Origin of the sequence: Streptomyces sp. AM 4-1-1, assembly GCF_029167625.1 — a bacterium.
GTDB lineage: Bacteria > Actinomycetota > Actinomycetes > Streptomycetales > Streptomycetaceae > Streptomyces.
In genome coordinates this window covers 5,615,547-5,639,898 of the sequence record NZ_CP119145.1, presented here as the reverse complement: position 1 = coordinate 5,639,898, position 24,352 = coordinate 5,615,547, and the positions used below count along the sequence as shown (strand labels likewise).

General features: G+C 71.1%; 23 protein-coding genes and 1 riboswitch. Of the genes, 11 read left to right on the top strand and 12 right to left on the bottom strand.

The features are described 5' to 3' along the window. Positions 1-34: 34 nt before the first annotated feature. Positions 35-643 (bottom strand): hypothetical protein, encoded by a 609-nt coding sequence (locus tag PZB75_RS24035; protein ID WP_275537365.1) that lies wholly within the window; start codon positions 641-643, stop codon positions 35-37. A gap of 306 nt (positions 644-949) precedes the next feature. On the opposite strand from PZB75_RS24035, the gene PZB75_RS24030 reads away from it, so the two are divergent. After that, the gene (locus PZB75_RS24030; RefSeq protein WP_275537364.1) at positions 950-1,498 is read left to right on the top strand and encodes an NADAR family protein; all 549 of its coding nucleotides are present in this window, start codon (positions 950-952) and stop codon (positions 1,496-1,498) included. Positions 1,499-1,691: 193 nt separating this feature from the next. Here the strand turns inward: PZB75_RS24030 and PZB75_RS24025 are convergent, their stop codons facing one another. Further along, the gene (locus tag PZB75_RS24025) at positions 1,692-2,573 is read right to left on the bottom strand and encodes a DUF4190 domain-containing protein (protein WP_275537363.1); all 882 of its coding nucleotides are present in this window, start codon (positions 2,571-2,573) and stop codon (positions 1,692-1,694) included. Between the two features lie 124 nt (positions 2,574-2,697). Between PZB75_RS24025 and PZB75_RS24020 the strand changes: the two genes are divergently transcribed. The 5 genes from PZB75_RS24020 (at position 2,698) to PZB75_RS24000 (ending at position 7,268) form a co-directional block, all read left to right on the top strand. Next, complete coding sequence (locus PZB75_RS24020; RefSeq protein WP_275537362.1) at positions 2,698-3,732, top strand: adenosine deaminase; 1,035 nt, start codon at positions 2,698-2,700, stop codon at positions 3,730-3,732. 128 nt (positions 3,733-3,860) lie between these two features. Continuing rightward, the gene (locus tag PZB75_RS24015) at positions 3,861-4,574 is read left to right on the top strand and encodes a glycerophosphodiester phosphodiesterase (protein ID WP_275537361.1); all 714 of its coding nucleotides are present in this window, start codon (positions 3,861-3,863) and stop codon (positions 4,572-4,574) included. 274 nt (positions 4,575-4,848) lie between these two features. Then, positions 4,849-5,364, top strand: coding sequence for a hypothetical protein (locus PZB75_RS24010; RefSeq protein WP_275537360.1), 516 nt, complete (start codon positions 4,849-4,851; stop codon positions 5,362-5,364). Positions 5,365-5,462: 98 nt separating this feature from the next. Further along, positions 5,463-6,308, top strand: a complete 846-nt coding sequence (locus tag PZB75_RS24005; protein ID WP_275537359.1) for a DUF4097 family beta strand repeat-containing protein — start codon at positions 5,463-5,465, stop codon at positions 6,306-6,308. Positions 6,309-6,455: 147 nt separating this feature from the next. Next, a complete protein-coding gene (locus PZB75_RS24000) occupies positions 6,456-7,268 on the top strand; it encodes an SAM-dependent methyltransferase (protein ID WP_275537358.1) in 813 nt (270 codons plus the stop codon). Positions 7,269-7,400: 132 nt separating this feature from the next. Here PZB75_RS24000 and PZB75_RS23995 read toward each other — a convergent pair whose 3' ends face one another. Continuing rightward, a complete protein-coding gene (locus PZB75_RS23995) occupies positions 7,401-8,849 on the bottom strand; it encodes a gamma-aminobutyraldehyde dehydrogenase (RefSeq protein WP_275537357.1) in 1,449 nt (482 codons plus the stop codon). Positions 8,850-9,027: 178 nt separating this feature from the next. Here PZB75_RS23995 and PZB75_RS23990 point away from each other — a divergent pair, with 178 nt between their 5' ends. The 4 genes from PZB75_RS23990 to PZB75_RS23975 all read left to right on the top strand — a co-directional run bounded on the left by PZB75_RS23990 (position 9,028) and on the right by PZB75_RS23975 (position 13,081). After that, entirely contained in the window at positions 9,028-9,525 is a 498-nt protein-coding gene (locus PZB75_RS23990) for an Lrp/AsnC family transcriptional regulator (protein WP_275537356.1), read from the top strand. Beyond that, complete coding sequence (locus tag PZB75_RS23985) at positions 9,504-10,883, top strand: aspartate aminotransferase family protein (RefSeq protein WP_275537355.1); 1,380 nt, start codon at positions 9,504-9,506, stop codon at positions 10,881-10,883. The genes PZB75_RS23990 and PZB75_RS23985 overlap by 22 nt, the downstream gene beginning before the upstream one ends. Before the next feature lie 234 nt (positions 10,884-11,117). Then, positions 11,118-11,915, top strand: coding sequence for an ATP-binding cassette domain-containing protein (locus PZB75_RS23980; protein WP_275537354.1), 798 nt, complete (start codon positions 11,118-11,120; stop codon positions 11,913-11,915). Next, positions 11,897-13,081 carry a hypothetical protein gene (locus tag PZB75_RS23975; protein WP_275537353.1) on the top strand — a complete coding sequence of 395 codons (1,185 nt, stop codon included), beginning with the start codon at positions 11,897-11,899 and terminating at the stop codon, positions 13,079-13,081. The genes PZB75_RS23980 and PZB75_RS23975 overlap by 19 nt, the downstream gene beginning before the upstream one ends. Positions 13,082-13,120: 39 nt before the next feature. Here the strand turns inward: PZB75_RS23975 and PZB75_RS23970 are convergent, their stop codons facing one another. From PZB75_RS23970 to rlmN, 4 genes are all read right to left on the bottom strand, one after another. Further along, positions 13,121-14,188 (bottom strand): ABC transporter ATP-binding protein, encoded by a 1,068-nt coding sequence (locus tag PZB75_RS23970; RefSeq protein ID WP_275537352.1) that lies wholly within the window; start codon positions 14,186-14,188, stop codon positions 13,121-13,123. Between the two features lie 2 nt (positions 14,189-14,190). Beyond that, a complete protein-coding gene (locus tag PZB75_RS23965; RefSeq protein ID WP_275538845.1) occupies positions 14,191-15,807 on the bottom strand; it encodes an iron ABC transporter permease in 1,617 nt (538 codons plus the stop codon). Positions 15,808-15,899: 92 nt separating this feature from the next. Further along, positions 15,900-17,003: a thiamine ABC transporter substrate-binding protein gene (locus PZB75_RS23960; RefSeq protein WP_275537351.1), complete on the bottom strand. Its 1,104-nt coding sequence runs from the start codon at positions 17,001-17,003 to the stop codon at positions 15,900-15,902. A 71-nt stretch (positions 17,004-17,074) separates the two neighbouring features. Beyond that, positions 17,075-17,178, bottom strand: a riboswitch (TPP riboswitch). A 39-nt stretch (positions 17,179-17,217) separates the two neighbouring features. Beyond that, positions 17,218-18,324 carry a 23S rRNA (adenine(2503)-C(2))-methyltransferase RlmN gene (gene rlmN / locus PZB75_RS23955; protein WP_275537350.1) on the bottom strand — a complete coding sequence of 369 codons (1,107 nt, stop codon included), beginning with the start codon at positions 18,322-18,324 and terminating at the stop codon, positions 17,218-17,220. Between the two features lie 159 nt (positions 18,325-18,483). Here rlmN and PZB75_RS23950 point away from each other — a divergent pair, with 159 nt between their 5' ends. Beyond that, on the top strand, positions 18,484-19,251 hold the full coding sequence (locus PZB75_RS23950; protein ID WP_275537349.1) for a nucleotidyltransferase domain-containing protein: 768 nt from the start codon (positions 18,484-18,486) through the stop codon (positions 19,249-19,251). Positions 19,252-19,333: 82 nt separating this feature from the next. Here PZB75_RS23950 and PZB75_RS23945 read toward each other — a convergent pair whose 3' ends face one another. The 5 genes from PZB75_RS23945 to rpsB all read right to left on the bottom strand — a co-directional run bounded on the left by PZB75_RS23945 (position 19,334) and on the right by rpsB (position 23,961). Then, positions 19,334-20,419, bottom strand: coding sequence for a phosphatidate cytidylyltransferase (locus tag PZB75_RS23945; RefSeq protein ID WP_275537348.1), 1,086 nt, complete (start codon positions 20,417-20,419; stop codon positions 19,334-19,336). Next, entirely contained in the window at positions 20,419-20,976 is a 558-nt protein-coding gene (frr, locus tag PZB75_RS23940; protein WP_275537347.1) for a ribosome recycling factor, read from the bottom strand. Before frr ends, PZB75_RS23945 begins: the two co-directional genes overlap by 1 nt. A gap of 160 nt (positions 20,977-21,136) precedes the next feature. Next, the gene (gene pyrH, locus PZB75_RS23935) at positions 21,137-21,913 is read right to left on the bottom strand and encodes a UMP kinase (RefSeq protein ID WP_275537346.1); all 777 of its coding nucleotides are present in this window, start codon (positions 21,911-21,913) and stop codon (positions 21,137-21,139) included. Positions 21,914-22,073: 160 nt separating this feature from the next. Further along, the gene (gene tsf / locus PZB75_RS23930; RefSeq protein ID WP_275537345.1) at positions 22,074-22,928 is read right to left on the bottom strand and encodes a translation elongation factor Ts; all 855 of its coding nucleotides are present in this window, start codon (positions 22,926-22,928) and stop codon (positions 22,074-22,076) included. A 100-nt stretch (positions 22,929-23,028) separates the two neighbouring features. Beyond that, entirely contained in the window at positions 23,029-23,961 is a 933-nt protein-coding gene (gene rpsB, locus PZB75_RS23925) for a 30S ribosomal protein S2 (RefSeq protein ID WP_275537344.1), read from the bottom strand. Between the last annotated feature and the right edge of the window lie 391 nt (positions 23,962-24,352).

Below are 24,352 nucleotides of genomic sequence, written 5' to 3'. Positions count from 1 at the left end.
GACCAATCCGGTTGTCAAGACCTCTGGCAGCACGTCAGGGGAGGCGGCCCTCTTCGTCCCGCCCGTCAGGGCCGCCACTCCAGGGACGGCGCGGCTCCCCCGCCCCACGCGGGCGTCCGGTGTGCGGGTCGCCGTGTCCGGTAGCCGTCACGGCCGCCGCCTCGTGCATCGCGAGTTCCAGCCGCGCGACGTCGGTGAGGGCGCCGGAACCGTCGGGCGGAACCAGCCAGCGGACCCCCGCGCCGGCCGGGCCGACAGACCGGCCGGGGTGCGGGGCAGCGGTCCGGCCGGGGTACGGAGCAACCGCCCGGCCCGGATGCGGGACCGCGATCCAGGTGCCGGCCCCGACCCCACGCGTCCCCGTGCCGACCCAGCGATCGGCCGCACCCGGCGCCACGAAGAAGCCCGTGCGGGCACCGGAGGCGTCGCCGAGCACGGGACCCGGCCGCCCGGCGAACCGGGTGAGCACATCGAGCGTCGGACGCCCCAGCCCTTCCGGCAGGACGAGCACGTCCCAGCGCCGCCCGGCCGGAAGGAGCACGATTCCTGCCGGGTCGCGTTCCCAGGCCCACCGGCAGGCCGCTGGATCGAGTGCCACCGATACGAGCCAGTCGACTGCCGCCTTCACCTCCGAGCCGGCCATCGGCCCACCGCCCTTCATCCGTGCGCGGCGGCGTTCTGCCACCGCGTCGTACCGGGGAGAGCGAGGTGACGCCGATTCATGACGCGAGTTCGGCTACCGATCAGTAGTGAAGTGGGTCACACCAAGATCATCGAGGTCGGACTCCCCGCTCGACCGCCGGATTCCCGGCCGGACCGCCGCATGACCGGCGGCGGGATCGCGTAGCCCGGCGCCACGCTCTCCCACTCCGCACTATCGTCCCGAGGCGGTCCGCACCCCGGGAAAACCCCGTACCGGGGTGTCAGTGGCGGCTGCCACACTCGCGGCATGGAGCACATCGACGATCTGGTGGCGAGGGCCGCACGCGGTGAACGGGTCACGTACCTGCCGTTCTGGGGGCACCGCCCACGCCCGGACGGCCGGATCGGCGCGAGCTGCCTCAACCAGTGGTGGCCGTCACCCTTCACGGCCGACGGGGTGGCGTACGCGACGGCCGAGCACTGGATGATGGCCGGAAAGGCGCGGCTGTTCGGGGACGCGGAGGCCGAGCACCGGGCACTGACCGCGAGCAGCCCGGCCGCCGCGAAGAAGGCGGGCGGACTGGTCCGTGATTTCGACGAGGCCGTCTGGGCGCGTGAGCGGTTCGGGCTGGTGGTGGCGGGCAATGTGCGGAAGTTCGACAGCGATCCGGAGCTGCGGACGTTCTTGCTGAACACCGGGGAGCGGGTGCTGGTCGAGGCCGGCCCGGTGGACCGGACATGGGGCATAGGTCTGGCCGTGGACGGCCCCCGGGCCGAGCGCCCGGCCGACTGGCGTGGTCCGAACCTGCTGGGTTTCGCGCTGATGACGGCCCGTGAGGAACTATGGGCGGGGTGAGGGCACCAGCCCCGGAAGTCGGCGGCCTCAAGGACTCGGAGACACAGGGATTCAGGCCGCCGGGGTGCGTCGGCCCGCCTCCGGTGGTGACGCGGACCCGCGTGGCACGTCCGCGCCCGCAGGTCGCGGTGCTCCCCCGGGAGCGCCCGCGCCCCACGGGCGGAGAACGTGCGGTGCCGTGCCCGACGGCGGATCAGCGGGGGGCGTCGATGACCAGCGTGGTGGCGTACGAGTCGTCGTACGGGTACGTGTCCTCGTCCTCGAAGGACTCCCCCTGGGAGATCGCCCAGATCATGAAGCCCAGGAACGTCGCACTGACCGCGATGCCGACCGCGCCGAGGACGACCCCGGCGATCGCCATGCCGCCGTTGTTCGCCTCGCCCCGCTTCGCGCGGCCACGGCCGAGGAGACCGAAGACCAGCGCCAGGACACCGAGGACGATGCCGAGACCCCACAGACAGAATCCGACGACCGAGATGATGCCGAGCACCAGGGCTGCGGTGCCCATCCCGTTCGCGGGCGCGGGCCCCCACTGGTTCTGGCCGTATCCGGGATATCCCGGATAGCCGTACGTCGAGGCCGGCGCCGCCGGGTAGCCGTACTGGCCGCCCGGCGGGGCCGTCGGACCGAGGCCGTTCGGCGCGGTCGGCGGCGGCGGTACGTATCCGGGCATCGCCCCCGACGCGTCCGACGTGCTCCCCGGGTACTGCCACGGGTTCGCCCCCGCGCCGGCTCCGGGCGGCGAGCCGTCGACGGCGCCCGTGAACGTACCGGACTGCGCCGCGCCCGGCTGCTGCCAGGGATTCGCACCGGGCGCCTGGCCCGCGCCCGGTATGGGGTCGTGCGCGGAGCCGAAGTGCGGGGGCACGGGTGCCGTCGGCGACTGGGCCTGCTCCGGCCCGGCGCCCGGCATCGACGTGACCGTCGGCTGGTCGTGCACGGCCGGCCGGCGCGGTTCCCCCGATGCCTGTCCGGTGCCGCCACCGGGCTTCCCCAGCGAGACCCTGCTGTCCGGCGCGGCCCATGGATCGCGTGGCGCGGCCCCGCCTCCAGGCTGTTCTGTGTTGTCTGACATGGGCCTCCCCCATCGTGGTCCCGTCATGCTACGGGCCGCTCTCACCCGTTCGGCCCCATGCCTACGATGATCGGTGCCACCGGCCTGCCCAGCGGCCGGACAGGATCACCCACGGAGGAAACCGATGACCGCTCTGCACCCCTTCATCGCAGGGCTGCCCAAGGCCGAGCTCCATGTCCACCACGTCGGCTCCGCATCCCCCCGTATCGTCTCGACGCTCGCCGGGCACCACCCCGACTCCAAGGTCCCGACCGACCCCGAGGCACTGGTCGACTACTTCTCGTTCACGGACTTCGCGCACTTCATCGAGGTCTACCTCTCCGTCGTGGACCTGATCCGCACCCCGGAGGACGTCCGGCTGCTGACCTTCGAGATCGCCCGGGACATGGCCAGGCAGAACATCCGGTACGCGGAGCTGACCGTCACCCCGTTCAGCTCGACCCGGCGCGGCATCCCGGAGCAGGGGTTCATGGAGGCCATCGAGGACGCCCGCAGAGCGGCCGAGAGCGAGCTGGGGGTGGTGCTGCGCTGGTGCTTCGACATTCCCGGCGAGGCAGGTGCCGAGGCGGCCGCGGAGACCACCCGGCTCGCCCTGGACCTGCGCCCCGAGGGCCTGGTCTCGTTCGGTCTCGGCGGCCCCGAGATCGGTGTGGAGCGCCCGCCGTTCAAGCCCTACTTCGACCGCGCGATCGCGGAGGGACTGCACTCCGTCCCGCACGCGGGCGAGACGACCGGGCCCCGGACGATCTGGGACGCGCTCACCGAGCTGCGGGCCGAACGCATCGGTCACGGCACCAGCGCCGTACAGGATCGGAAGCTGCTGGCCCACCTCGCCGAGCACCGCATCCCGCTGGAGGTGTGCCCGACGTCCAACATCGCCACCCGCGCGGTCGCCGACCTGGACGCGCACCCGGTGAAGGAGATGGTCGCCGCGGGTGTGCTGGTCACCATCAACAGCGACGACCCGCCGATGTTCGGCACGGACCTCAACAACGAGTACGCGGTCGCCGCCCGCCTCCTCGACCTCGACGAGCGGGGCCTCGCCGACCTCGCGAAGAACGCGGTGGACGCCTCGTACCTCGACCCGGCGGGCAAGCGGAAGCTGGCCTCCGAGATCGACACGTACACGGCGCAGTGGCTGTCGGCCACCGGCCGCTGACGCGGCCCCGGCCCGGAGCCACGGATCAGGGGCCATGAGGCGCCGCGGCTCCGGGAATCCGGTCCCCCCAGCCCCGCGACCCGCGACCCGCGACCCGCGACCCGCGACCCGCGACCACAATGGAACACATGACCACCACCGTCACCGCCGTGGGGCACCGGGGCGACCCCTATCGTGCCCGCGAGAACACCCTGCCCTCGATCCGCTCCGCCCTCGAACGGGGGGCGGACGCGGTCGAGATCGATGTGCGGGTCACCCGTGACGGCGTACCGGTGCTGCTCCACGACGCCACCCTGGAACGCCTGTGGGGTCATGACATCCGGCTGGACCGGCTCCCCCACCAGGAGCTGACCCGGCTGACCCGAGGGGGAGTGCCCACCCTGGCCGAGGCACTGTCGGCCGTCGGGGCGCACCGGGTGATGATCGATCTGCCCGGCTCCACCCGGGAGTCGGTACGGAGCATCGTGGGCGTGGTCCACGAGTGCGGGGCCGCCGAGCGCGTGTACTACTGCGCGGGTCCGGACGCCATGCTGCGGGTGCGGGCCGCGGACCCGGGCGCCGAGATCGCGATGACCTGGACGACGCTGGCACCGCCGCGCGCCGCGCTGCTCACGGCGGTCCGGCCGCGCTGGCTGAACTACCGGTTCGGCCTCGTCGGCCGGGAGCTGGCGGACCGTGTCCACCGTGACGGGCTGCTGGTGTCCGCCTGGACGGCCGACACCAAGCGGATCATGCGCCGTCTCGTGGCGCACGGGGTCGACTCGATCACCACCAACCGGGTCGACGCCCTGCGTGCCGTGCTCGCCGCCGACCTCGTCCCCCCTGACGGTCCGGTGCGTTGAGGCGGATCGAGCACAAATGTGTGGCTGGCATTCCGACGAGTTCCGATCATGCGGCGCCAAGGCGGCACCATATGGCACCACTCAGGCGCCCCCCATGACGTCATTGTCGCCAGCACGAGCCAACCGTCGACAGTCTTACGCCTCGGCACGTCCACCTTTCACTACCTCGCCGACCTGCGGAAACCTGAACTCGGGGACCCTCGGACCCTTCCACCGACCACTGGATCGATATCGACCCTTGCCAATGGTGCCACTCTGATGCCACCATGACGCCATGGACCTCACGCCCTATGTCGACACACTCCGCCGGGAACTCGCGGTGGCCGCCGAAGCCGGCGGGAAGGAAGCCCGGGAGCTGGCCGAGCGGCTGACCGCTCCACTGGAGTCGGCAGCCCGCCTGACACTGCTGAACGTGCTGTCCGCCGCCATGGACGAGATCACCCGCGAACTCGCCCCCGGCTCGGTCGACGTACGGCTGCGCGGGCTCGACCCCGACTTCGTGGTGACGCCGCCGGGTGGTGCCCGGTTCGAGGGGCCGGGCGCGCGGCCCGAGCCGCTGAAGGCCCCGGCGTCCGCCGACACCGAGGACGGCACCACCGCACGGGTCAACCTGCGCCTTCCGGCCCACCTCAAGACGCGCGCCGAGGAGGCGGCCTCGCGCGAGGGCCTGTCGGTCAACGCGTGGCTGGTGCGCGCGGTGAACGCGGCCGTCGAAAGCGGCGACATCCGGGCCCGCTCCACCGCGTCGAACCGGAACGGCGGACAGCACTACACCGGCTGGGTCCGCTGAGACCGCCCCGTAGCGCCGGTGCCGGCCCCGCACGCACCGCACCACCGTGCGGACACATACGTCGAAGACTTCGCGAGCAACCCAGAGGCGGGACAGTCATGCCTTCTTTCGAGACCCCGGAACCCATCTCGGCGACCGTGCAACTCGGCGCGGGAGCCGTCCAGTTCCTCGCCGCCGACCGCGTCGACACCGTCGTGGAGGTGCTGCCCACCGATCCGGGGCGGGACGCCGATGTGCGGCTCGCCGAGCAGACGCGGGTGACGTACGAGGGTGGGCGGCTGCACATCAAGGCGCCCAAGCAGCGCTCCTTGTTCGGCCGGACGCCGTCCGTGGACGTCGTCGTCGAACTGCCCGCCGGCTCCCAGGTGGAGTCGGACGCGGCCTGGGCCGACTTCCGCGCCGAGGGACGGCTCGGCGAGACACGTGTGAAGACCTCGTCGGGCGACATCCAGCTGGCCGAGACCGGACCGCTGCGCCTGCACACGTCGTACGGGCGCATCACGGTGGACCACGCCAGGGGCGACGTGGAGGCGCAGACCGGTTTCGGCAACATCCGCATCCGCGCCGTCGAGGGCAATGTCGTACTGAAGAACTCGCACGGCACGACGACCGTCGGCGCCGTCGCCGGACAGGCCAGGATCAGTGGCGCCAACGGCGACATCGTGGTCGAGCGGGCCGGCACCGGATTGCGCGCCACCACTGCGCACGGGACGCTCCGGGTCGATGAGGTCGCCCGTGGTTCGGTGGAGCTGGAGACCTCGTCCGGCGACATCGAGATCGGGGTACGGGCCGGTACCGCGGCCTGGCTGGACGCGAGTTCCGGACACGGCCGGGTGCGCAATCTGCTGACCGCCTCCGACACCGCCGGGGAAGCCGAGGACAAGGTGGAGGTGCGGGCCCGTACCCGCTACGGCGACATCGAGGTCCGGCGCGCCACTGCCTGACCACGCCGATCTCCGCCGACGGGGCGGCCGGGTCCGGACGCAGCCGCCGGGATGTGCGCGGGCAGGCACAAGTCCCCCGCCCACCAGGCGGCTTGACGCATCCGGCATGATGACAGCCCCGACCGTGCCGACCGCAGAGGAGCAGCGGTGACCGATTCGCACACCGACAGCCCGCATGCCCGCGTCCGTTCAGACATCGCCCACAACGCGCGGGTCTGGAACTACTGGCTGGGCGGCAAGGACAACTACTCCGTGGACCGCGCGGTCGGCGATCAGGTCACCGGCATGTATCCGAGCATCGGTGAAGTGGCGCGCGCGGACCGGGCGTTCCTGGGCCGGGTGGTCCGCCATCTCGCGGGCGAGGCGGGCATCCGGCAGTTCCTGGACATCGGCACCGGTCTGCCGACCGCGGACAACACGCACGAAGTGGCCCAGCGCACGGCGCCGGACGCGCGTGTGGTGTACGTCGACAACGACCCGATCGTGCTGGCGCACGCCCGCGCGCTGCTCACGAGTACGCCCGAGGGCGTCACGGAGTACATCGACGCGGACGCCCATCACCCGGAGCGGATACTGGACGCGGTGGAACCGACGCTGGATCTGACCCGGCCGGTCGCGGTGATGATGCTGGGCATCCTCAACTTCGTGCTGGACACGGATGAGGCGCTGTCGGTGGTGCGGAGACTGATGGCCCCGCTGCCGTCCGGGAGCTATCTGGTGCTCACCCATCCCACGCTGGAGCTGGGCGGGGAGGGGAACGACGCGGCGATGCGGTTCTGGAACGAGAACGCCACGCCGCCGATCACCGCCCGGAGCCGCGCGGAGTTCGCCGCGTTCCTTGAGGGGCTGGAGATCGTCGAGCCGGGCATCGTGTCGTGTGCTCGCTGGCGTGACGAGCCGTCAGGGGGCGGCGCCCCGGCCGATGTGGCGCAGTTCGGCGCGGTGGCGCGCAAGCCGTAGGACGGACCCGCGCACCTCGCCGGCCTCCGCGGAAGACGAACGGAGACGTACGGGGACGGCGTACGGCCACGATCGGCGCACGACCGTGGAGACGGGCCCCGGGCGGGGGCCCGTCTCCACGCGCCGGGCGGGTCAGCCGTCGAGCGAGGTCATCACGTGCTTGATCCGGGTGTAGTCGTCGAAGCCGTACGCGGAGAGGTCCTTGCCGTAACCGGACTTCTTGAAGCCGCCGTGCGGCATCTCGGCGACGAGCGGGATGTGGGTGTTGATCCACACGCAGCCGAAGTCGAGGTTCTTGGACATCCGCATCGCGCGCGAGTGGTCCTTCGTCCACACCGATGAGGCGAGGGCGTACTCGACGTCGTTCGCGTACTCCAGCGCCTGGGCCTCGTCCGTGAACGACTGGACGGTGATGACCGGGCCGAAGACCTCGTTCTGGACGATCTCGTCGTCCTGCTTGAGGCCGGAGACGACGGTCGGGGCGTAGAAGTAGCCCTTGTCGCCGACCCGGTGGCCGCCCGCCTCGACCTTGGCGTGGGCGGGCAGCCGGTCGATGAAGCCACTGACCTGAGCCAGCTGGTTCGCGTTGTTGAGCGGGCCGTACAGCACGTCCTCGTCGTCCGGGAGCCCGGTCCTCGTGTCGGCCGCGGCCTTGGCGAGAGCGGCGACGAACTCGTCGTGGATGGACTCCTGGACGAGCACCCGGGTGGCTGCCGTGCAGTCCTGGCCCGCGTTGAAGAATCCGGCGACGGAGATGTCCTCGACCGCCTTGGCGATGGCCGCGCTGTCAAGGTCCTCGAACACCACGACCGGGGCCTTGCCGCCCAGTTCCAGGTGGACGCGCTTGACGTCCTTGGCCGCGGACCCGGCGACCTGGATGCCGGCCCGTACCGAACCGGTGATGGACGCCATCGCCGGGACCTTGTGTTCGACCATCGCGCGGCCGGTGTCGCGGTCGCCGCACAGGACGTTGAAGACACCCTTGGGGAGGATCGTGCCGATGATCTCGGCGATCAGCACGGTCGACGCCGGGGTGGTGTCGGACGGCTTGATGACCACGGTGTTGCCCGCGGCGAGCGCCGGGGCGAACTTCCACACGGCCATCATCATCGGGTAGTTCCACGGCGCGACCTGCGCGCAGACGCCCACCGGCTCGCGGCGGACGATGGAGGTCAGGCCCTCCATGTACTCCCCCGCCGAGCGGCCTTCGAGCATCCGGGCGGCCCCGGCGAAGAACCTGATCTGGTCCACCATCGGCGGGATCTCCTCGGTCCTGACGAGACCGAGCGGCTTGCCGGTGTTCTCGGACTCGACGGCGATCAGATCCTCCGCACGCTCCTCGAAGGCGTCCGCGATCCTCAGTAGGGCCCGCTGCCGCTCCGCGGGCGTCAGGTCGCGCCATGCCGGAAAGGCGTCGGCCGCGGCCTCCATGGCGGCATCGACATCGGCGCTGCCGGAGAGCGGGGAGGTCGCGTAGACCTCCTCCGTCACCGGGTTGACGATGTCGACGGTCCGTCCGTCGGCGGCGTCCCGGAACTCCCCGTTGATGTAGTTGCGCAGGCGGCGTACCTCGGTGGTCACAACCACCCCTCCTGTCAGATGTCCGATGGGTGAGACACCCACCCTAATCGGTACCCTGACGCTTTCGACATACGCACTCCCCCGAATCTGCGGAAACAGTTCCGTTCAGGTCTTCTGACAACGGATTTCGTCGAAGGAAGGTTGCGAAAGGGACGAGGAGCTGTGCAGAGTGGGTGTTGTGGCCAGCCGTAGCACAGATCCCAGAACCGGGAACGGACCGTCCCCCGCGGTCGACGCCGTCTCCCTCGCGATCATCGAACAGCTCCAGGAGGACGGACGCCGTCCGTACGCCGCGATAGGCAAGGCCGTCGGCCTGTCCGAGGCGGCCGTGCGCCAGCGGGTGCAGAAGCTGCTCGACCAGGGTGTGATGCAGATCGTCGCCGTCACCGACCCGCTCACCGTGGGCTTCCGGCGGCAGGCGATGGTCGGCGTCAACGTCGACGGGGACCTCGAACCCGTCGCGGAGGCCCTGGCGGCCATGACCGAGTGCGAGTACGTGGTGATGACCGCGGGCTCCTTCGACCTGATGGTCGAGATCGTCTGCGAGGACGACGACCATCTGCTGCGCACCATCAGCACCCGCATCCGGGCCATCCCCGGAGTGCGCTCCACCGAGAGCTTCGTCTACCTCAAGCTCAAGAAGCAGACCTACATGTGGGGAGCCCGAGAGCCGTGACCAAGGACCTCAGCAGAGCCGCGTACGACCATCTGTGGATGCACTTCACCCGCATGTCGGACTACGAGGACGCGCCCGTGCCGACCATCGTGCGGGGCGAGGGCACGTACATCTTCGACGACCGGGGCAGGCGCTGTCTGGACGGCCTGTCCGGTCTGTTCGTGGTCAACGCCGGACACGGCCGCGAGGAACTGGCCGCGGCGGCGTACAAGCAGGCCCGGGAGCTGGCCTTCTTCCCCGTGTGGTCGTACGCACACCCGAACGCCGTGGAGCTGGCCGAACGGCTCGCCGGCCACGCCCCGGGCGACCTCGACAAGGTCTTCTTCACCACCGGCGGCGGTGAGGCCGTCGAGACCGCGTGGAAGCTGGCGAAGCAGTACTTCAAACTCACCGGCAGGCCGACCAAGTACAAGGTCATTTCGCGCGCGGTCGCCTACCACGGGACCCCGCAGGGCGCCCTGTCGATCACCGGACTCCCCGCCCTCAAGGCCCCGTTCGAGCCGCTGGTGCCCGGGGCGCGCAAGGTGGCGAATACCAACATCTACCGCGCGCCGCTCTTCGGCGACGACCCGGAGGCGTTCGGCCGCTGGGCCGCCGACCAGATCGAGCAGCAGATCCTGTTCGAGGGCCCGGACACCGTCGCCGCGGTCTTCCTGGAACCGGTGCAGAACGCGGGCGGCTGCTTCCCACCGCCACCCGGCTACTTCCGGCGGGTCCGCGAGATCTGCGACACGTACGACGTCCTGCTCGTCTCCGACGAGGTGATCTGCGCCTTCGGGCGCCTGGGCACGATGTTCGCCTGTGACAAGTTCGGCTATGTGCCGGACATGATCACCTGTGCCAAGGGCATGACATCGGGCTACTCGCCGATCGGTGCCTGTCTGGTCTCCGACCGGATCGCGGCGCCGTTCTACGAGGGCGGCAACACCTTCCCGCACGGCTACACCTTCGGCGGCCACCCGGTCTCCGCCGCCGTCGCCCTCGCCAACCTCGACATCTTCGAACGCGAGAGCCTGAACCAGCACGTCCTCGACAACGAGAACGCGTTCCTGATGACCCTGCGGAAGCTGCACGACCTGCCGATCGTCGGCGACGTCCGGGGCGACGGCTTCTTCTACGGGATCGAGCTGGTGAAGGACAAGGCCACCAAGGAGACCTTCACCGAGGAGGAGACCGAGCGCGTCCTGTACGGCTTCCTCTCGAAGGCCCTGTACGACAACGGCCTGTACTGCCGCGCCGACGACCGCGGCGACCCGGTCATCCAGCTGGCGCCGCCGCTGATCTCGGACCGGTCGACGTTCGACGAGATCGAGGGCATCCTCCGGGTGGTCCTGACGGAGGCCTGGGCGAAGCTCTGAACCGTCTCGCCACGCGGTCCCGCCCGGAACACGTCGGCGTCCTGGCGCCAGCGCCCCCGGCCCACCGTCCGCACGGCCCGGGTGCCCCCATTCGAGTGGGATGGGGGCACCCGGGCCGCGTGCTGTCCGCGCACCCCGGTCCGACTCCCTACCGTGCCGAGTGACCGATCGGCCCCGCCTTCGCTCCCCCCGGACGGGGGAACGGGAAAACTGATCCGAACCGAGGTGTACGTCATGGTGACTCCGCCGGACAACGACGTGATCTGGGCGCGTTCCCTGCACCACTCCCACAACGGCTCGCCCGGACTCGGCGGGGTCTCCCTCGGCATCCGGGACGGCGAGATCCTTGCCGTGACCGGTCCGCGCGGCAGCGGCAAGACGACCCTGCTGCACTGCCTCTCCGGCCAGCTGGTGCCCCAGCGGGGCGAGGTGTGGTTCAACAGCGTCCCCGTCCACACGATGGGCCCCCGGCTGCGCGAGCGGCTGCGCCGGGAGCGGTTCGGCTGGATCGCCCCCGAACCACAGCTCGTGCCCGAGCTGAACACCTGGGAGAACGCGGCTCTGCCGCTGCTGCTGCGCGGCGTATCGCACCGGGTGGCGAAGAAGGCCGCCATGGAGTGGCTGGACCGCCTGGACATCGCCATGTGCGCCAAGACGCGACCGCACGCCCTCCTCCAGTCGCAGCGCCAGCGCACCGCCATGGCCCGCGCCCTCACCGCCGCCCCGGCGGTGATCTTCGCCGACGAGCCGACCGCCACCCTGCACCGCACCGAGCGGACCCATCTGCTGCGCACCCTGACGACGGCGGCCCGCTCGCACGGCATCACCGTGGTGCTCGCCACCCACGACGCCGAGATCGCGGCGCTCGCCGACCGCACGGTCCCGCTGCTGGACGGCCGCCGCGTCACCACCGTCGCCCTGCCCCCGGGGTCCGACATCCCGGCGGCAGGCACGTCCGCCGGAAAAGTGGGGGCCGCCGTGTCCGGGGACGAAGACACGGAAGGCCGCACGGCGTGCTCGCTCTCCGTCTGACCCGGGGCGCCCACCCCCTGGTCCTGCTGCGTCGTCTGCTCGTCGCCGCCGCCTCCGCCGGGGTCGGATTCCTGCTGCTGTGCGTCCTCGGATACGCCGCCGGGCACCCCGAGCACGCCGCGGCGGCCGCGACCCGGCTGCTGTGGTGCCTCGTACCCCTCGCCGCCACCGTGCAGTTCGCGGTGGCGGTGGCCCGCACGGACCCCGGCACCCGGCCCCGCCCCGGGCTCTCCGCGGTCGGCCTCGGCCCGGCCCGGCTGACAGTGATCGCCGCGGTCTCCACGGCTGTCTCCTGCCTCCTCGGCTCCATGGTCGCGCTGCTCTTCTTCCTCCATCTGCGCGGCGACCTCTCCGGAATGCCCTTCGACGGGGCGGCGGCCGGGCTCCTGGGCGCGAACGTCCCGCTGCCACTGGCCGGCGCGCTCACCCTGCTGGCCCTGACCCCGGTGGCCGCGGCGACGGCGAGCGCGCTGGCCCTGCGCAACCGTCCCACGACGGCCGCCGACGCCACCTCGGGCGAGTTCTCCGGGGCGGGCGCCGCCGAGGACACCGCCCCGGCCGCGCCACCCAGCGGTCTGCCCTGGGGCGTGGCGCTGACGGCGGCCGGACTCGCCGTCGAGTCGTACACCGATCACGGCCCCACCGGGGGTCTGCTCCCGCTGCCCGGCAGGCTCGAATCCGCCCCGGCCTTCGTGCTCGCCGGATGGGCGCTGACGGCGGTCGGCCTGGCCCTGGCGGGCCCCGGCCTCACCCACCTCTGCGGCAGGCTGGTGCAGGCGGTGCGCCCCGGCGGCGTACGGCTCCTGGCGGGCCGGATGCTGATGAGTGAGGCGCACCGGATCGGACGGCCCCTCGGCGTACTGTGCGCGGTGCTGTCCGGGATCGTCGCGGCGGCCTCACTGTCCGGCGCCGGGCAGCGGGTCTTCGGGCCGCTGACCGTGCTCGGCGCGGTACTCGTCGTCGGCTGCACCACCGCGACGCTGCTGACCTCGGCGCTGGAGACGAGGCAGACCCGCGCCCGCACGACGGACACCCTGCTGCGGCTCGGTGCGCCGGCCGCGTCGCTACGGGGTGCGACGGCCCTGCGCACCGGCGCCCTGCTGGCCTTGTTCGCCCCACTGACCTGGGCGATCGCCGCCCTGGCCGCGCTGCCGCTGAGCGCCTGAGCACCTGTCCGCCTGAGCGCCTGAGCGCCTGAGCGCCGGCTAACGAGCGGTCGGCGCGGACGGCCCGGCCGCCTGTCCCAGGGGTACGGGGCCGGGCAGCACCACCGACTCCGCCGCGTCGAACGTGACCCCCACGGCGGCCCCCTCGTCCGGTGTGTCCCGCAGCGCGCACTCGGCCTCCAGGACCGGCCCTTCGTCGGGGCTCAGCCGTACGGTGACGTGGTTGCCCCGGAAGGTGCGCGCGCCGACCACGCAGCGCAGACCGTCCGCCGGGTCGCCGATCCGCACCCCCGCGGGACGGATCAGCAGATCGCACGTCCCCTGCCGGGACCCGCCCGGCACCGGCACCTTCCCCCAGGCCGTGTCGGCCACCGTGCCCGTCACCGTCGCGGGCAGGACGTTGTCGAAGCCGAGGAACCTCGCCACGAAGGCGGACGCGGGGCGCTGCCAGACCTCCAGCGGCGTACCGGCCTGGGCGATCCCGCCGTCCCGCATCACCACGACCCGGTCGGCGAGCGCGAACGCCTCGCCCTGGTCATGGGTGACGGCGAGCACCGTCGTACCCAGCCGGCCGAACAGCAGGCGCAGTTCGACCACCAGGCGTTCGCGCAGACTGCGGTCGAGCTGGCCGAGCGGTTCGTCCAGCATCAGCAGCTTCGGCCGGGGCGCCAGCGCGCGGGCCAGCGCGACGCGCTGCTGCTCGCCGCCGGACAGTGCGGCGACCGCCCGGCGTCCGGCGCCCGGCAGCCCCACCAGATCGAGGAGTTCGCCTACCCTGCGGGCCTGCTCCCCGCGCCCCGCGCCTCGCATCCGCAGCCCGAACGCGACATTGGCGCCGACATCGCGGTGCGGGAACAGCTGGTGGTCCTGGAACATCAGGCCGAGGCCGCGGCGGTGCACCGGTACCCCCGACTGGTCCGCCCCGTCGAGCAGCACCCGGCCGCCGTCCAGCGGCTGGAGCCCGGCGACGCACCGCAACAGGGTCGACTTGCCGCTGCCGCTGGGGCCGAGCACGCACACGATCTCGTGCTCGGCGACCTTCAGATCGACGGCATCCAGCGCGGTCCTGCCGCCGAAGCGGACAGTGGCCGATTCGAGTGTCAGCATTCTCAGAACTCCCCGGATCGGTCGGTGCGGATACGTTCGAGCAGCAGCAGCGAGACCGCGCACACCAGCATGAGTACGGTGCTCAGGGCCATCGCCTGCCCGTAGTTGAGCTCACCGGGCCGGCCCAGCAGTCGCGCCACGGCGACGGGCAGGGTCGGATTGTCCGGGCGTGCGATGAACACCGTCGCCCCGAACTCCCCCAGCGACACGGCGAACGCGAAGCCCGCCGCGACCAGCACCGCCCGCCGCACCAGCGGCAGATCGACCTCCCGCCAGGCCCGCAGCGGCGACGCGCCGAGCACGGCGGCGGCCTCCCGCAGCCGGCCGTCCACCGCCCGCAGGACGGGCAGCATGGTCCGTACGACGAAGGGCACGCCCACCAGCGCCTGGGCCAGCGGCACCAGGACCCACGAGGTCCGCAGATCGAGCGGCGGCTTGTCCAGGGTGATCAGGAACCCGAATCCGACGGTGACGGCGGACACCCCGAGCGGCAGCATCAGCAGCGCGTCGAAACCGCGCACCAGCCGTCCCGCGCGCCGGGTCAGCGCAGCCGCCGCCAGCCCGCCGACGACCAGCGCGATGACGGTGGCGACCAGTGCGTACCGCAGGGAGTTCCAGATCGCCTCGATCGGCGCCACCAGGAACACACCGCCGGCGGCGTCGACCGACCCGAGGGCGCGGTAGAAGTCGAAGCCGTGGCCGCCGCCGGGCACGGCCAGTGACCGCTCCACGAGCACCCCGAGCGGCAGCAGGAGCAGCACCACGACGGTCAGCAGCACCCCGCCGAACAGCGTCCACTGTCCGGCGCCGCGCGGGCGGCGCGCGGTCTGCGCCGGATCGACCAGCTTCAGCGCCGTCTCCCTGCGGCGCACGGTCCTGGCGTGCACGGCGAGGATCGCGCCGACCGCGGCGAACTGGACCAGCGTCAGCACGGCGGCCGTCGGCAGGTCGAGGAACTGGGCGGTCTGCCGGTAGATCTCCACCTCCAGGGTGGAGAAGGCCGGGCCGCCGAGGATCTGCACGACACCGAAGGAGGTGAAGGTGAAGAGGAAGACCATCAGCGCGGCGGCGGCCACGGCGGGCGCGAGGGCCGGCAGGGTGACCCGCCGCCAGGCCGCGAACCGCCCGGCGCCCAGGACCCGGGCGGCCTCCTCCTGGCGCGGGTCGAGCTGCGACCACAGTCCGCCGACGGTCCGCACGACCACCGCGTAGTTGAAGAAGACATGGGCGAGGAGGATCGCCCACACGGTGGTGTCGAGGCGTACCCCCCACATCTCGTCGAGGAGGCCGCCCCGCCCGAGGAGCGCCAGGAACGCCGTGCCGACGACCACGGTCGGCAGCACGAACGGCACGGTGACGACCGCGCGCAGCAGTTGCTTGCCGGGGAAGTCGAGGCGGGCGAAGACGTACGCGCCGGGCAGCGCGATCAGCAGGGTGAGCGCCGTCGAGGCGAGCGCCTGCCAGCCGGTGAACCAGAGGACGTCGAGGATGTCCGGCCGGGCCAGCACCTCGCCGAACCGGCCGAACTGCCAGACACCGCCGGTCTTCAGTCCCCGGCCGACGATCGCGACGACGGGGTAGGCGAAGAACAGCGCGAAGAAGGCGAACGGCACGGCCATCAGGGCGAGCCGTGTCACCGCGTCCCGGCGTGCCCGGCCGCCGGGGCGCCCCGCCTCCCCGCGCGCGCCCACCCCGCGGCCGGGGGGCTTCGTTACTTCACGACGAGCGAGGACCACGACTGGACCCACTGCTCACGGTTCTTGGAGATCTTCTCCGGGTCGACCGTGGCCGGCTTGTCGACCTTCGCGCCGAACCTGGTGAAGAGTTCCGGCAGCTTCGCGTCCTTGACCACGGGGTTCACGAACATGGTGAGCGGCATGTCGTCCTGGAACTTCTCGCTGATCAGGAAGTCCAGCAGGGCCTTGCCGCCCTCCTCGTTCTTCGCCCCGGTCAGCAGACCCGCGAACTCCGTCTGCCGGAAGCAGGTGCCGGTGGCGACGCCGGTCGGCGCCTCGGCCGGCTGCGGCTTCGCGTACAGCACCTCGACGGGCGGGCTGGAGGCGTACGACACGACGAGCGGGCGGTCGGCCTTGGCCTTGCGGCCGCCCGCGGAGCCGGAGAACTCCTCGTTGTACGCCTGCTCCCAGCCGTCGACGACCTTGACCCCGTTGCTCCTGAGCTTCTTCCAGTAGTCCTCGTGGCCCCCGTCGCCGTAGGCGGCGACCGTGCCGAGGAGGAAGCCTAGACCGGGCGACGAGGTCGCCGGGTTCTCGGTGACGAGCAGGTTCTTGTACGCGGGCTTCACCAGGTCGGCGAAGCTCTGCGGCGGGGCGAGCTTCTTGTCCGCGAAGTACTTCTTGTCGTAGTTGACACAGATGTCGCCGGTGTCGACGGGCGTGACCCGGTGCTTGTCCCCGTCGAGCCGGGCGTCGGGCGAGACCCGGTCGAGGCCCTTCGCCTCGTACGGGGTGAACAGCCCGTTGTCGAGGGCGCGTGAGAGCAGGGTGTTGTCGACGCCGAAGAACACGTCGCCGCGCGGGGAGCCCTTGGTCAGGATCTCCTGGTTGAGGGCGGCTCCGGCGTCACCGCTCTTCAGTACCTTGACGGTGTAGCCGGTCTCCTCGGTGAACGCCTTCAGCACGGCGGGGGAGGCGGCGAACGAGTCGTGGCTGACCAGGGTGACCGTCTTCGACCCGGTCCCCTTCGACGCGCCGCTCCCGGCGCCGGAGTCGTCTGAACCGCCGCAGCCGGCCAGCGCCGTGACGCCGAGGGCCGCGGCGAGCGAGATCGCGGCGGTCTTCGTGGTGGTGTGCATTCATTCCTCCTGGGGGTGACCAGGAAGAGACGCGGCCCTGCCCGCTCCGGAGAGCGGGCAGGGCGCAACAGCTCGAGTAACGACCGAACTTCCTACCCGGAATGACCCGGGCGAGGTTCAGAGGGTCTGCGGCGTGCCGCACTCTCAGCGCTGTGGCGCTCCCCTGTCGGAATATGAAGTTGGTTCGGCCCAGGCTACACGTGCCTTTTCGGCCTCAGCGCTCGGCCGCCGCCAGCTGCCCGCAGGCCCCGTCGATCTCCTGACCACGGGTGTCCCGGACGGTCACCGGCACCCCGTGGGCGGCGATCGCCTCGACGAACGCCTTCTCGTCCTCGGGCCGGGAGGCCGTCCACTTCGAACCGGGCGTCGGGTTCAGCGGAATGAGGTTGACGTGCACCCGCTTGCCCTTGAGGAGCCGGCCCAGCAGGTCACCGCGCCACGCCTGGTCGTTGATGTCACGGATCAGCGCGTACTCGACGGAGATCCGGCGGCCGGACTTCTCCGCGTACTCCCACGCGGCGTCCAGCACCTCGCGCACCTTCCACCGGGTGTTCACCGGTACGAGCGTGTCGCGCAGCTCGTCGTCGGGGGCGTGCAGCGAGACGGCCAGACGGCACTTGAAGCCCTCGTCGGCGAACCGCAGCATCGCCGGGACCAGTCCGACCGTGGAGACGGTGACGCCCCGCTGCGAGATCCCGAGCCCGTCGGGCTCCGGGTCCGTCAGCCGCCGGATCGCGCCGACCACCCGCTTGTAGTTGGCGAGCGGTTCGCCCATGCCCATGAACACGATGTTGGACAGCCGCGCCGGACCGCCGGGGACCTCACCGTCGCGCAGCGCCCGCATGCCGTCCACGATCTGGTGCACGATCTCGGCGGTCGACAGGTTACGGTCCAGGCCCGCCTGCCCGGTCGCGCAGAACGGGCAGTTCATCCCGCAGCCGGCCTGTGACGAGACGCACATGGTGACGCGTTCGGGGTAGCGCATCAGGACGGACTCGACGAGCGTCCCGTCGTGCAGCTTCCACAGCGTCTTACGGGTGGTGTCGTCGTCGCAGCTGATGTGCCGTACGACGGACATCAGGTCCGGGAACATCGCGTCGGCGAGCTTGTCCCGCGATCCGGCCGGGATGTTGGTCCACTCGGACGGGTCGTGCGCGTACCGCGCGAAGTAGTGCTGCGACAGCTGCTGGGCGCGGAACGGCTTCTCACCGATCGCGGCGACGGCCTCCTTGCGCTCGGCAGGCGTGAGGTCGGCGAGGTGCCGCGGCGGCTGCTTGGCCCCGCGGGGCGCGACGAAAGTGAGTTCTCCGGGCTTAGGCATGGTTCCTCCAGTGTCGCAGACACGCCGCGTGCCGAAGGTCGCCGTCGGTCCGGGCGGCTCCGGTGCTCCCGTGCGGGAGCGGCCGGTGGGATCGGCCGCGACCGGAGCGAACAGGAAAATGGTCCGCGGTCCGGTGTCCGCCCGCCTACCCTCACGTCCATGCGCTTCGACGACGAACACTCCTTCCTCGTTCACGTCACGGACCGGCTCGCCGGCCTGCCGGGGGTGCGGGCCGTGGCGTTGGGGGGCTCGCGGGCCGCCGGCACGCATCGGGCCGACAGCGACTGGGACTTCGCCGTCTACTACCGGGGGACCTTCTCCCCCGACGCCCTGCGCGCCCTCGGCTGGCCCGGGGAGGTCTCCGGGATCGGCGAGTGGGGCGGTGGCGTGTTCAACGGCGGAGCGTGGCTCCGGGTCGGCGCCCGGCACATCGACGTGCACTACCGCGACCTCGACGACGTGGAGCATCAGCTCGCGCAGGCCCGCCAGGGGCGGTTCGCCGTCGAGCGGCTCATGTTCCACCTGGCCGGAATCCCGACCTATCTGGTCGTCGCCGAGCTGGCCGTCAACCAGGTGCTGCACGGACAGCTGCCGCGCCCCGACTTCCCCGCGGAACTGCGGCGCACCGCGCCCGCTCAGTGGTGGAACGCGGCCCGGCTCACCCTCGACTACGCACGCACCGCCCACGCCGAGCGGGGCAACCTCACCGACACCGTGGGAGCGATCGGCGTCGCCGCCTGCCAGACGGCGCACGCGGTCCTGGCAGCGCGGGGGCAGTGGGTCACCAACGAGAAGACGCTGCTCGACCGTGCGGGACTGAGGGGCGTCGACCGCGTCCTGGCCGGGCTGTCCCCCGTACCGGAAGACCTGACCCGTGCCGTCGACGAGACGCTGTCCCTGCTGGAGCGGGCCGTCGAAACGGCCTGAACGCGGTGAGGGCCCGCCGTGGACGGCGGGCCCTCACCGGGAACGACGACGCGCTCCCGGTACGCGGAGTGCGCCCTCCTCGTCAGCCGGAGCCGACGAAGATCACCAGCAGCAGCCAGACGACCGGTGCGGACGGCAGCAGCGAGTCGAGCCGGTCCATGATCCCGCCATGCCCCGGCAGCAGCGTGCCCATGTCCTTGATCCCGAGGTCCCGCTTGATCATGGACTCGCCCAGGTCACCGAGGGTGGCACTGGCCGCGACGGCGAGGCCGAGCAGCAGCCCCTGCCACCAGGCGCCGTCGTCGATCAGGAACTCCATGCACAGCGCGCCGGCGACCATCGCGAAGGAGACCGCTCCGAACAGGCCCTCACGGGTCTTCCCCGGACTGATGCGCGGCGCGAGCTTGTGCTTCCCGAAGCGCCAGCCGACGGCGTACGCGCCCGTGTCACTGACCACCGTCAGCAGCAGGAAGGTGAGGACCCGCCACGGGCCGTCGTCCGCCGCCAGGAGCAGGGCGACGAACGTCGCCAGGAACGGTACGTAGAACGCGGCGAAGACACCCGCCGTGACGTCCTTGAGGTAGCCCTCCGGTGGCGCCGTCATCCGCCACACGAGTACCGCGAGGGCGGTCAGCGCCATGGCGATCCACGCGCCCTGGGCCCCCCACACGTAGCCGGACACGACCATCGCCGCGCCACCGACGGCGAGCGGGACGAGCGGTGCCTTGAGCTCCTTGCGTTCCGCCAGCCGCGAGGTGAGCTCCCACAGACCGATGACCACGGCGACGACGATCACGCCCACGAACACGGCCTTCACCACGAAGAGCGAGGCGATGACCACCACGCCGAGCCCCACGCCGACCCCTATGGCGGCGCGCAGATCGCGGCCCGCGCGCTTCTTCTGCGGCGGGGGCGGCGGCGGGGTGGACATGGGCTCCTGCGGCATCTCGTCGCGGAACGGGGGACCGCCCGGCTGGGCGGCCCCCCGGTCCCGGTCGTCGGGGTCGTCAGCGTCTCTACCTGCGTCGGGAACGTCCGGCACGATGGGCATGGGCCGAGTCTGCGGGGCGTCGCGTACATCGTGAACGGGACCCGCCGGGGCGGAACCCATCTCGGACGTACCCCGATGACCGGCTCCCGGCGAGGCGCCCCAGGAAGAGTCGTTCATCAGACTTCGAGCAGCTCGGCTTCCTTGTGCTTGAGCAGCTCGTCCACCTGCGCGACGTACTTCGCGGTGGTGTCGTCGAGCTCCTTCTCGGCGCGGCGTACCTCGTCCTCGCCGGACTCCTTGTCCTTGACCAGCTTGTCGAGGGTCTCCTTGGCCTTGCGGCGGACCGCGCGGATGGAGATCTTGGAGTCCTCGGCCTTCGTCTTCGCGACCTTGATGTAGTCGCGGCGACGCTCCTCGGTGAGCTCCGGGAAGTTCACCCGGATGATATTGCCGTCATTGCTCGGGTTGACCCCGAGGTCGGAGTCGCGGATCGCCTGCTCGATGTTGCGCAGCGCGCTCTTGTCGAACGGGGTCACGACCGCCATCCGCGGTTCGGGAACCGAGAACGAGGCGAGCTGGTTGATCGGGGTCAGCGCGCCGTAGTAGTCGGCCACGATCTTGTTGAACATCGCCGGGTGCGCACGGCCGGTGCGGATCGCGGCGAAGTCCTCTTTCGCGACCACGACGGCCTTCTCCATCTTCTCCTCGGCCTCGAGGAGGATTTCTTCGATCACCACGTGCTCCTGCGTGTCTTGATCGGGTCCGGCATGACCGGGCCCTGCGGGTCCTGCGTCGCGTCCTCACCTGCACGGTGTCCGACCGGCAGGCCGTTGTCCATCCTTGGGGGCTTCTTCCCGGACGGCCTCGGTGGTCTCCCCGGGCCGGTGCCCGGTCTCAGGCCCGGGTGTCCTGGTCGCTCACGAGCGTGCCGATCTTCTCACCCTTGACCGCGCGGGCGATATTGCCCGCCGCGGTCAGCTCGAAGACGAGGATCGGCAGCTGGTTGTCTCGGCAGAGCGTGATGGCGGTGGCGTCCGCGATCTTGAGATCGCGGGCCAGCACCTCGCTGTACTCCAGCGCGTCGAACTTCACCGCGCCGGGGTTGGTCTTCGGGTCGGAGTCGTACACCCCGTCCACCCCGTTCTTCCCCATCAGCAGCGCCTCGGCGTCGATCTCCAGGGCGCGCTGCGCGGCGGTGGTGTCGGTGGAGAAGTACGGCATGCCCATGCCCGCGCCGAAGATGACCACGCGGCCCTTCTCCAGGTGTCGCACGGCGCGCAGCGGGATGTAGGGCTCCGCGACCTGTCCCATGGTGATGGCGGTCTGGACGCGGGAGTCGATGCCTTCCTTCTCCAGGAAGTCCTGGAGCGCCAGGCAGTTCATGACCGTGCCGAGCATGCCCATGTAGTCGGACCGGGCCCGGTCCATGCCGCGCTGCTGGAGCTCGGCACCCCGGAAGAAGTTGCCGCCGCCGATGACGACGGCGATTTCCGCGCCGTCGCGGACGACCGCCGCGATCTCCCGGGCGATGGCGTGGACGACGTCGGGGTCGACGCCGAGCCCTCCGCCGCCGGCGAACGCCTCTCCGGACAGCTTCAGCATGAAGCGTCCGGTCACCTTGCCCTCGTCACGCTTGTGGTCGCCTTTGGCGGCGTCCGGGCCGTTGTTCATGGGGATATCTCCTCGTGCACATACGAAGAAGGCCATTGCCGGTGGGTCTGGTGTCCCTCAGCGGCAATGGCCTCCTCGTCAGATCTGCGGTCGTCCGGCGGGTGTGCGGCCGGCGACTGCACTAGACCCTATCGGGGGCCACCGTCGTTCGCGTGCCGGCTCAGAGACCGACCTTGATGCGCGAGAAGCGCTTCAGCTGGACACCGGCCTCGTCCAGGACCTTCTGGACGGACTTCTTGTTGTCCTTGGCGAACGCCTGCTCCAGGGCGACGACGTCCTTGAAGAAGCCGTTGACGCGACCCTCGACGATCTTCGGGAGGGCGGCCTCGGGCTTGCCCTCCTCGCGCGAGGTGGCCTCGGCGACGCGGCGCTCGTTCTCGACCGTCTCGGCCGGGACCTCGTCGCGGTTCAGGTACTTCGGGGCGAAGGCGGCGATGTGCTGCGCGACGTCCTTGGCGACCGCGGCGGCGGCCTCGTCGGACGCGGAGCCCTTGTCCAGCTCGACGAGCACGCCGACCTGCGGCGGGAGGTCGGGCATGGTGCGGTGCATGTACGCGGCCACGTAACCGCCCGTGAACTGCGCGAAGCGGTCCAGGACGATCTTCTCGCCGAGGTTGGCGTTCGCCTCGTCGACGTACGCCTGAACGGTCTTGCCGGCCTCGATCTCGGAACCGAGCAGAGCGGCCAGGTCGGCCGGGGAGGTCGCGGCCACGTGCGCGGCGAGCGTGTTGGCGACGGCCTGGAACTTGTCGCCCTTGGCGACGAAGTCCGTCTCGCACTTCAGCTCAAGGAGGACGCCGGACGTCTTGTCCTCGGAGATGAGGGAGACGACGGCGCCGTTCTCGGCAGAGCGGCCCTCGCGCTTGGCGACGCCCTTCTGGCCCTTGACACGGAGGAGTTCGACGGCCTTGTCGACGTTGCCGTCGCCCTCGTCGAGCGCCTTCTTGCAGTCCATCATGCCGGCGCCGGTGAGCTCGCGGAGCTTCTTGACGTCAGCGGCGGTGTAGTTCGCCATGAGTCTGTGTTCTCTCTCGAAGTCTGAAAGATCTACGGGTGAACGGCGGGGGCGGCGCTCGTGGCGCCCGCCCCCGCCGTCTTCAGCCGTGACGGAGGTGTCAGGCCTGCTCGGCGTCCGCAGCGGGCGCCTCGGCGGCCGGGGTCTCGGCCTCGGCCGGGGTCTCGGCGACGGCCTCGGCGGCCGGGGTCTCCGCGTCCGCGGCCTTCTCGGTCTCGGCGGAGCTCTGGACCTCGGCGGCGGCCTCGTCCTTCTTGTCGCCGTCGAGCAGGTCACGCTCCCACTCGGCCAGCGGCTCGCCGGCGGCCTTCTCGCCCGGCTTCGAGTCGCCGGTCGCGGCGCCGGAACGGGCGATGAGGCCCTCGGCGACGGCGTCGGCGATCACACGGGTGAGCAGGGTGACGGAGCGGATCGCGTCGTCGTTGCCCGGGATCTTGTAGTCGACCTCGTCGGGGTCGCAGTTGGTGTCGAGGATCGCGACGACCGGGATGTGGAGCTTGCGCGCCTCACCGACGGCGATGTGCTCCTTCTTGGTGTCGACGATCCAGACGGCGCTGGGCACCTTCGACATCTCGCGGATACCACCGAGGGTCTTCTCCAGCTTGGCCTTCTCGCGGGAGAGGACCAGGAGCTCCTTCTTGGTGAGGCCGGAGGCGGCCACGTCCTCGAAGTCGATCTGCTCAAGCTCCTTCAGACGCTGAAGGCGCTTGTAGACGGTCGAGAAGTTGGTGAGCATGCCACCCAGCCAGCGCTGGTTGACGTACGGCATGCCGACGCGCGTCGCCTGCTCGGCGATGGCCTCCTGGGCCTGCTTCTTCGTACCGATGAACATGATCGAGCCGCCGTGGGCGACGGTCTCCTTGACGAACTCGTAGGCGCGGTCGATGTACGACAGCGACTGGAGCAGGTCGATGATGTAGATGCCGTTGCGCTCGGTGAAGATGAAGCGCTTCATCTTCGGGTTCCAGCGACGGGTCTGGTGACCGAAGTGGACGCCGCTTTCCAGCAGCTCCCGCATCGTGACGACGGCCATGGCCGTACTCCTTGAGGTACTCGGTTGTCGCGACCGCAGGATTGCGGCCGCGCCTGACGCCCCGACGCGCCGTGCCACGAGGGACCGAGGAGCGCGGCCATCAACCAGAGGGGTGGTGGCGGGGCGTGCGAAGTCGACCCGGTGACCCGGATCGCCACAAGAAGTGTACGGGACCCGTCGAGTGCCGGGTGACGGCGATGTCCACAACGGCTCGGTGGTCCACAGATCCGTTCCATGATCCCCGCGAACTCGTCCGGTGCGCGACCGTTTCGCCATGCGAACAAGACCTGACCTGGACGGACTTCGCCGCGACCCGTGGCATCGGCGGCACGGCCGGTGCCGGTCCGGTGCCCGGCCCCGGGAGCGGCGGGAGCGGCGACCGGGCACGTGG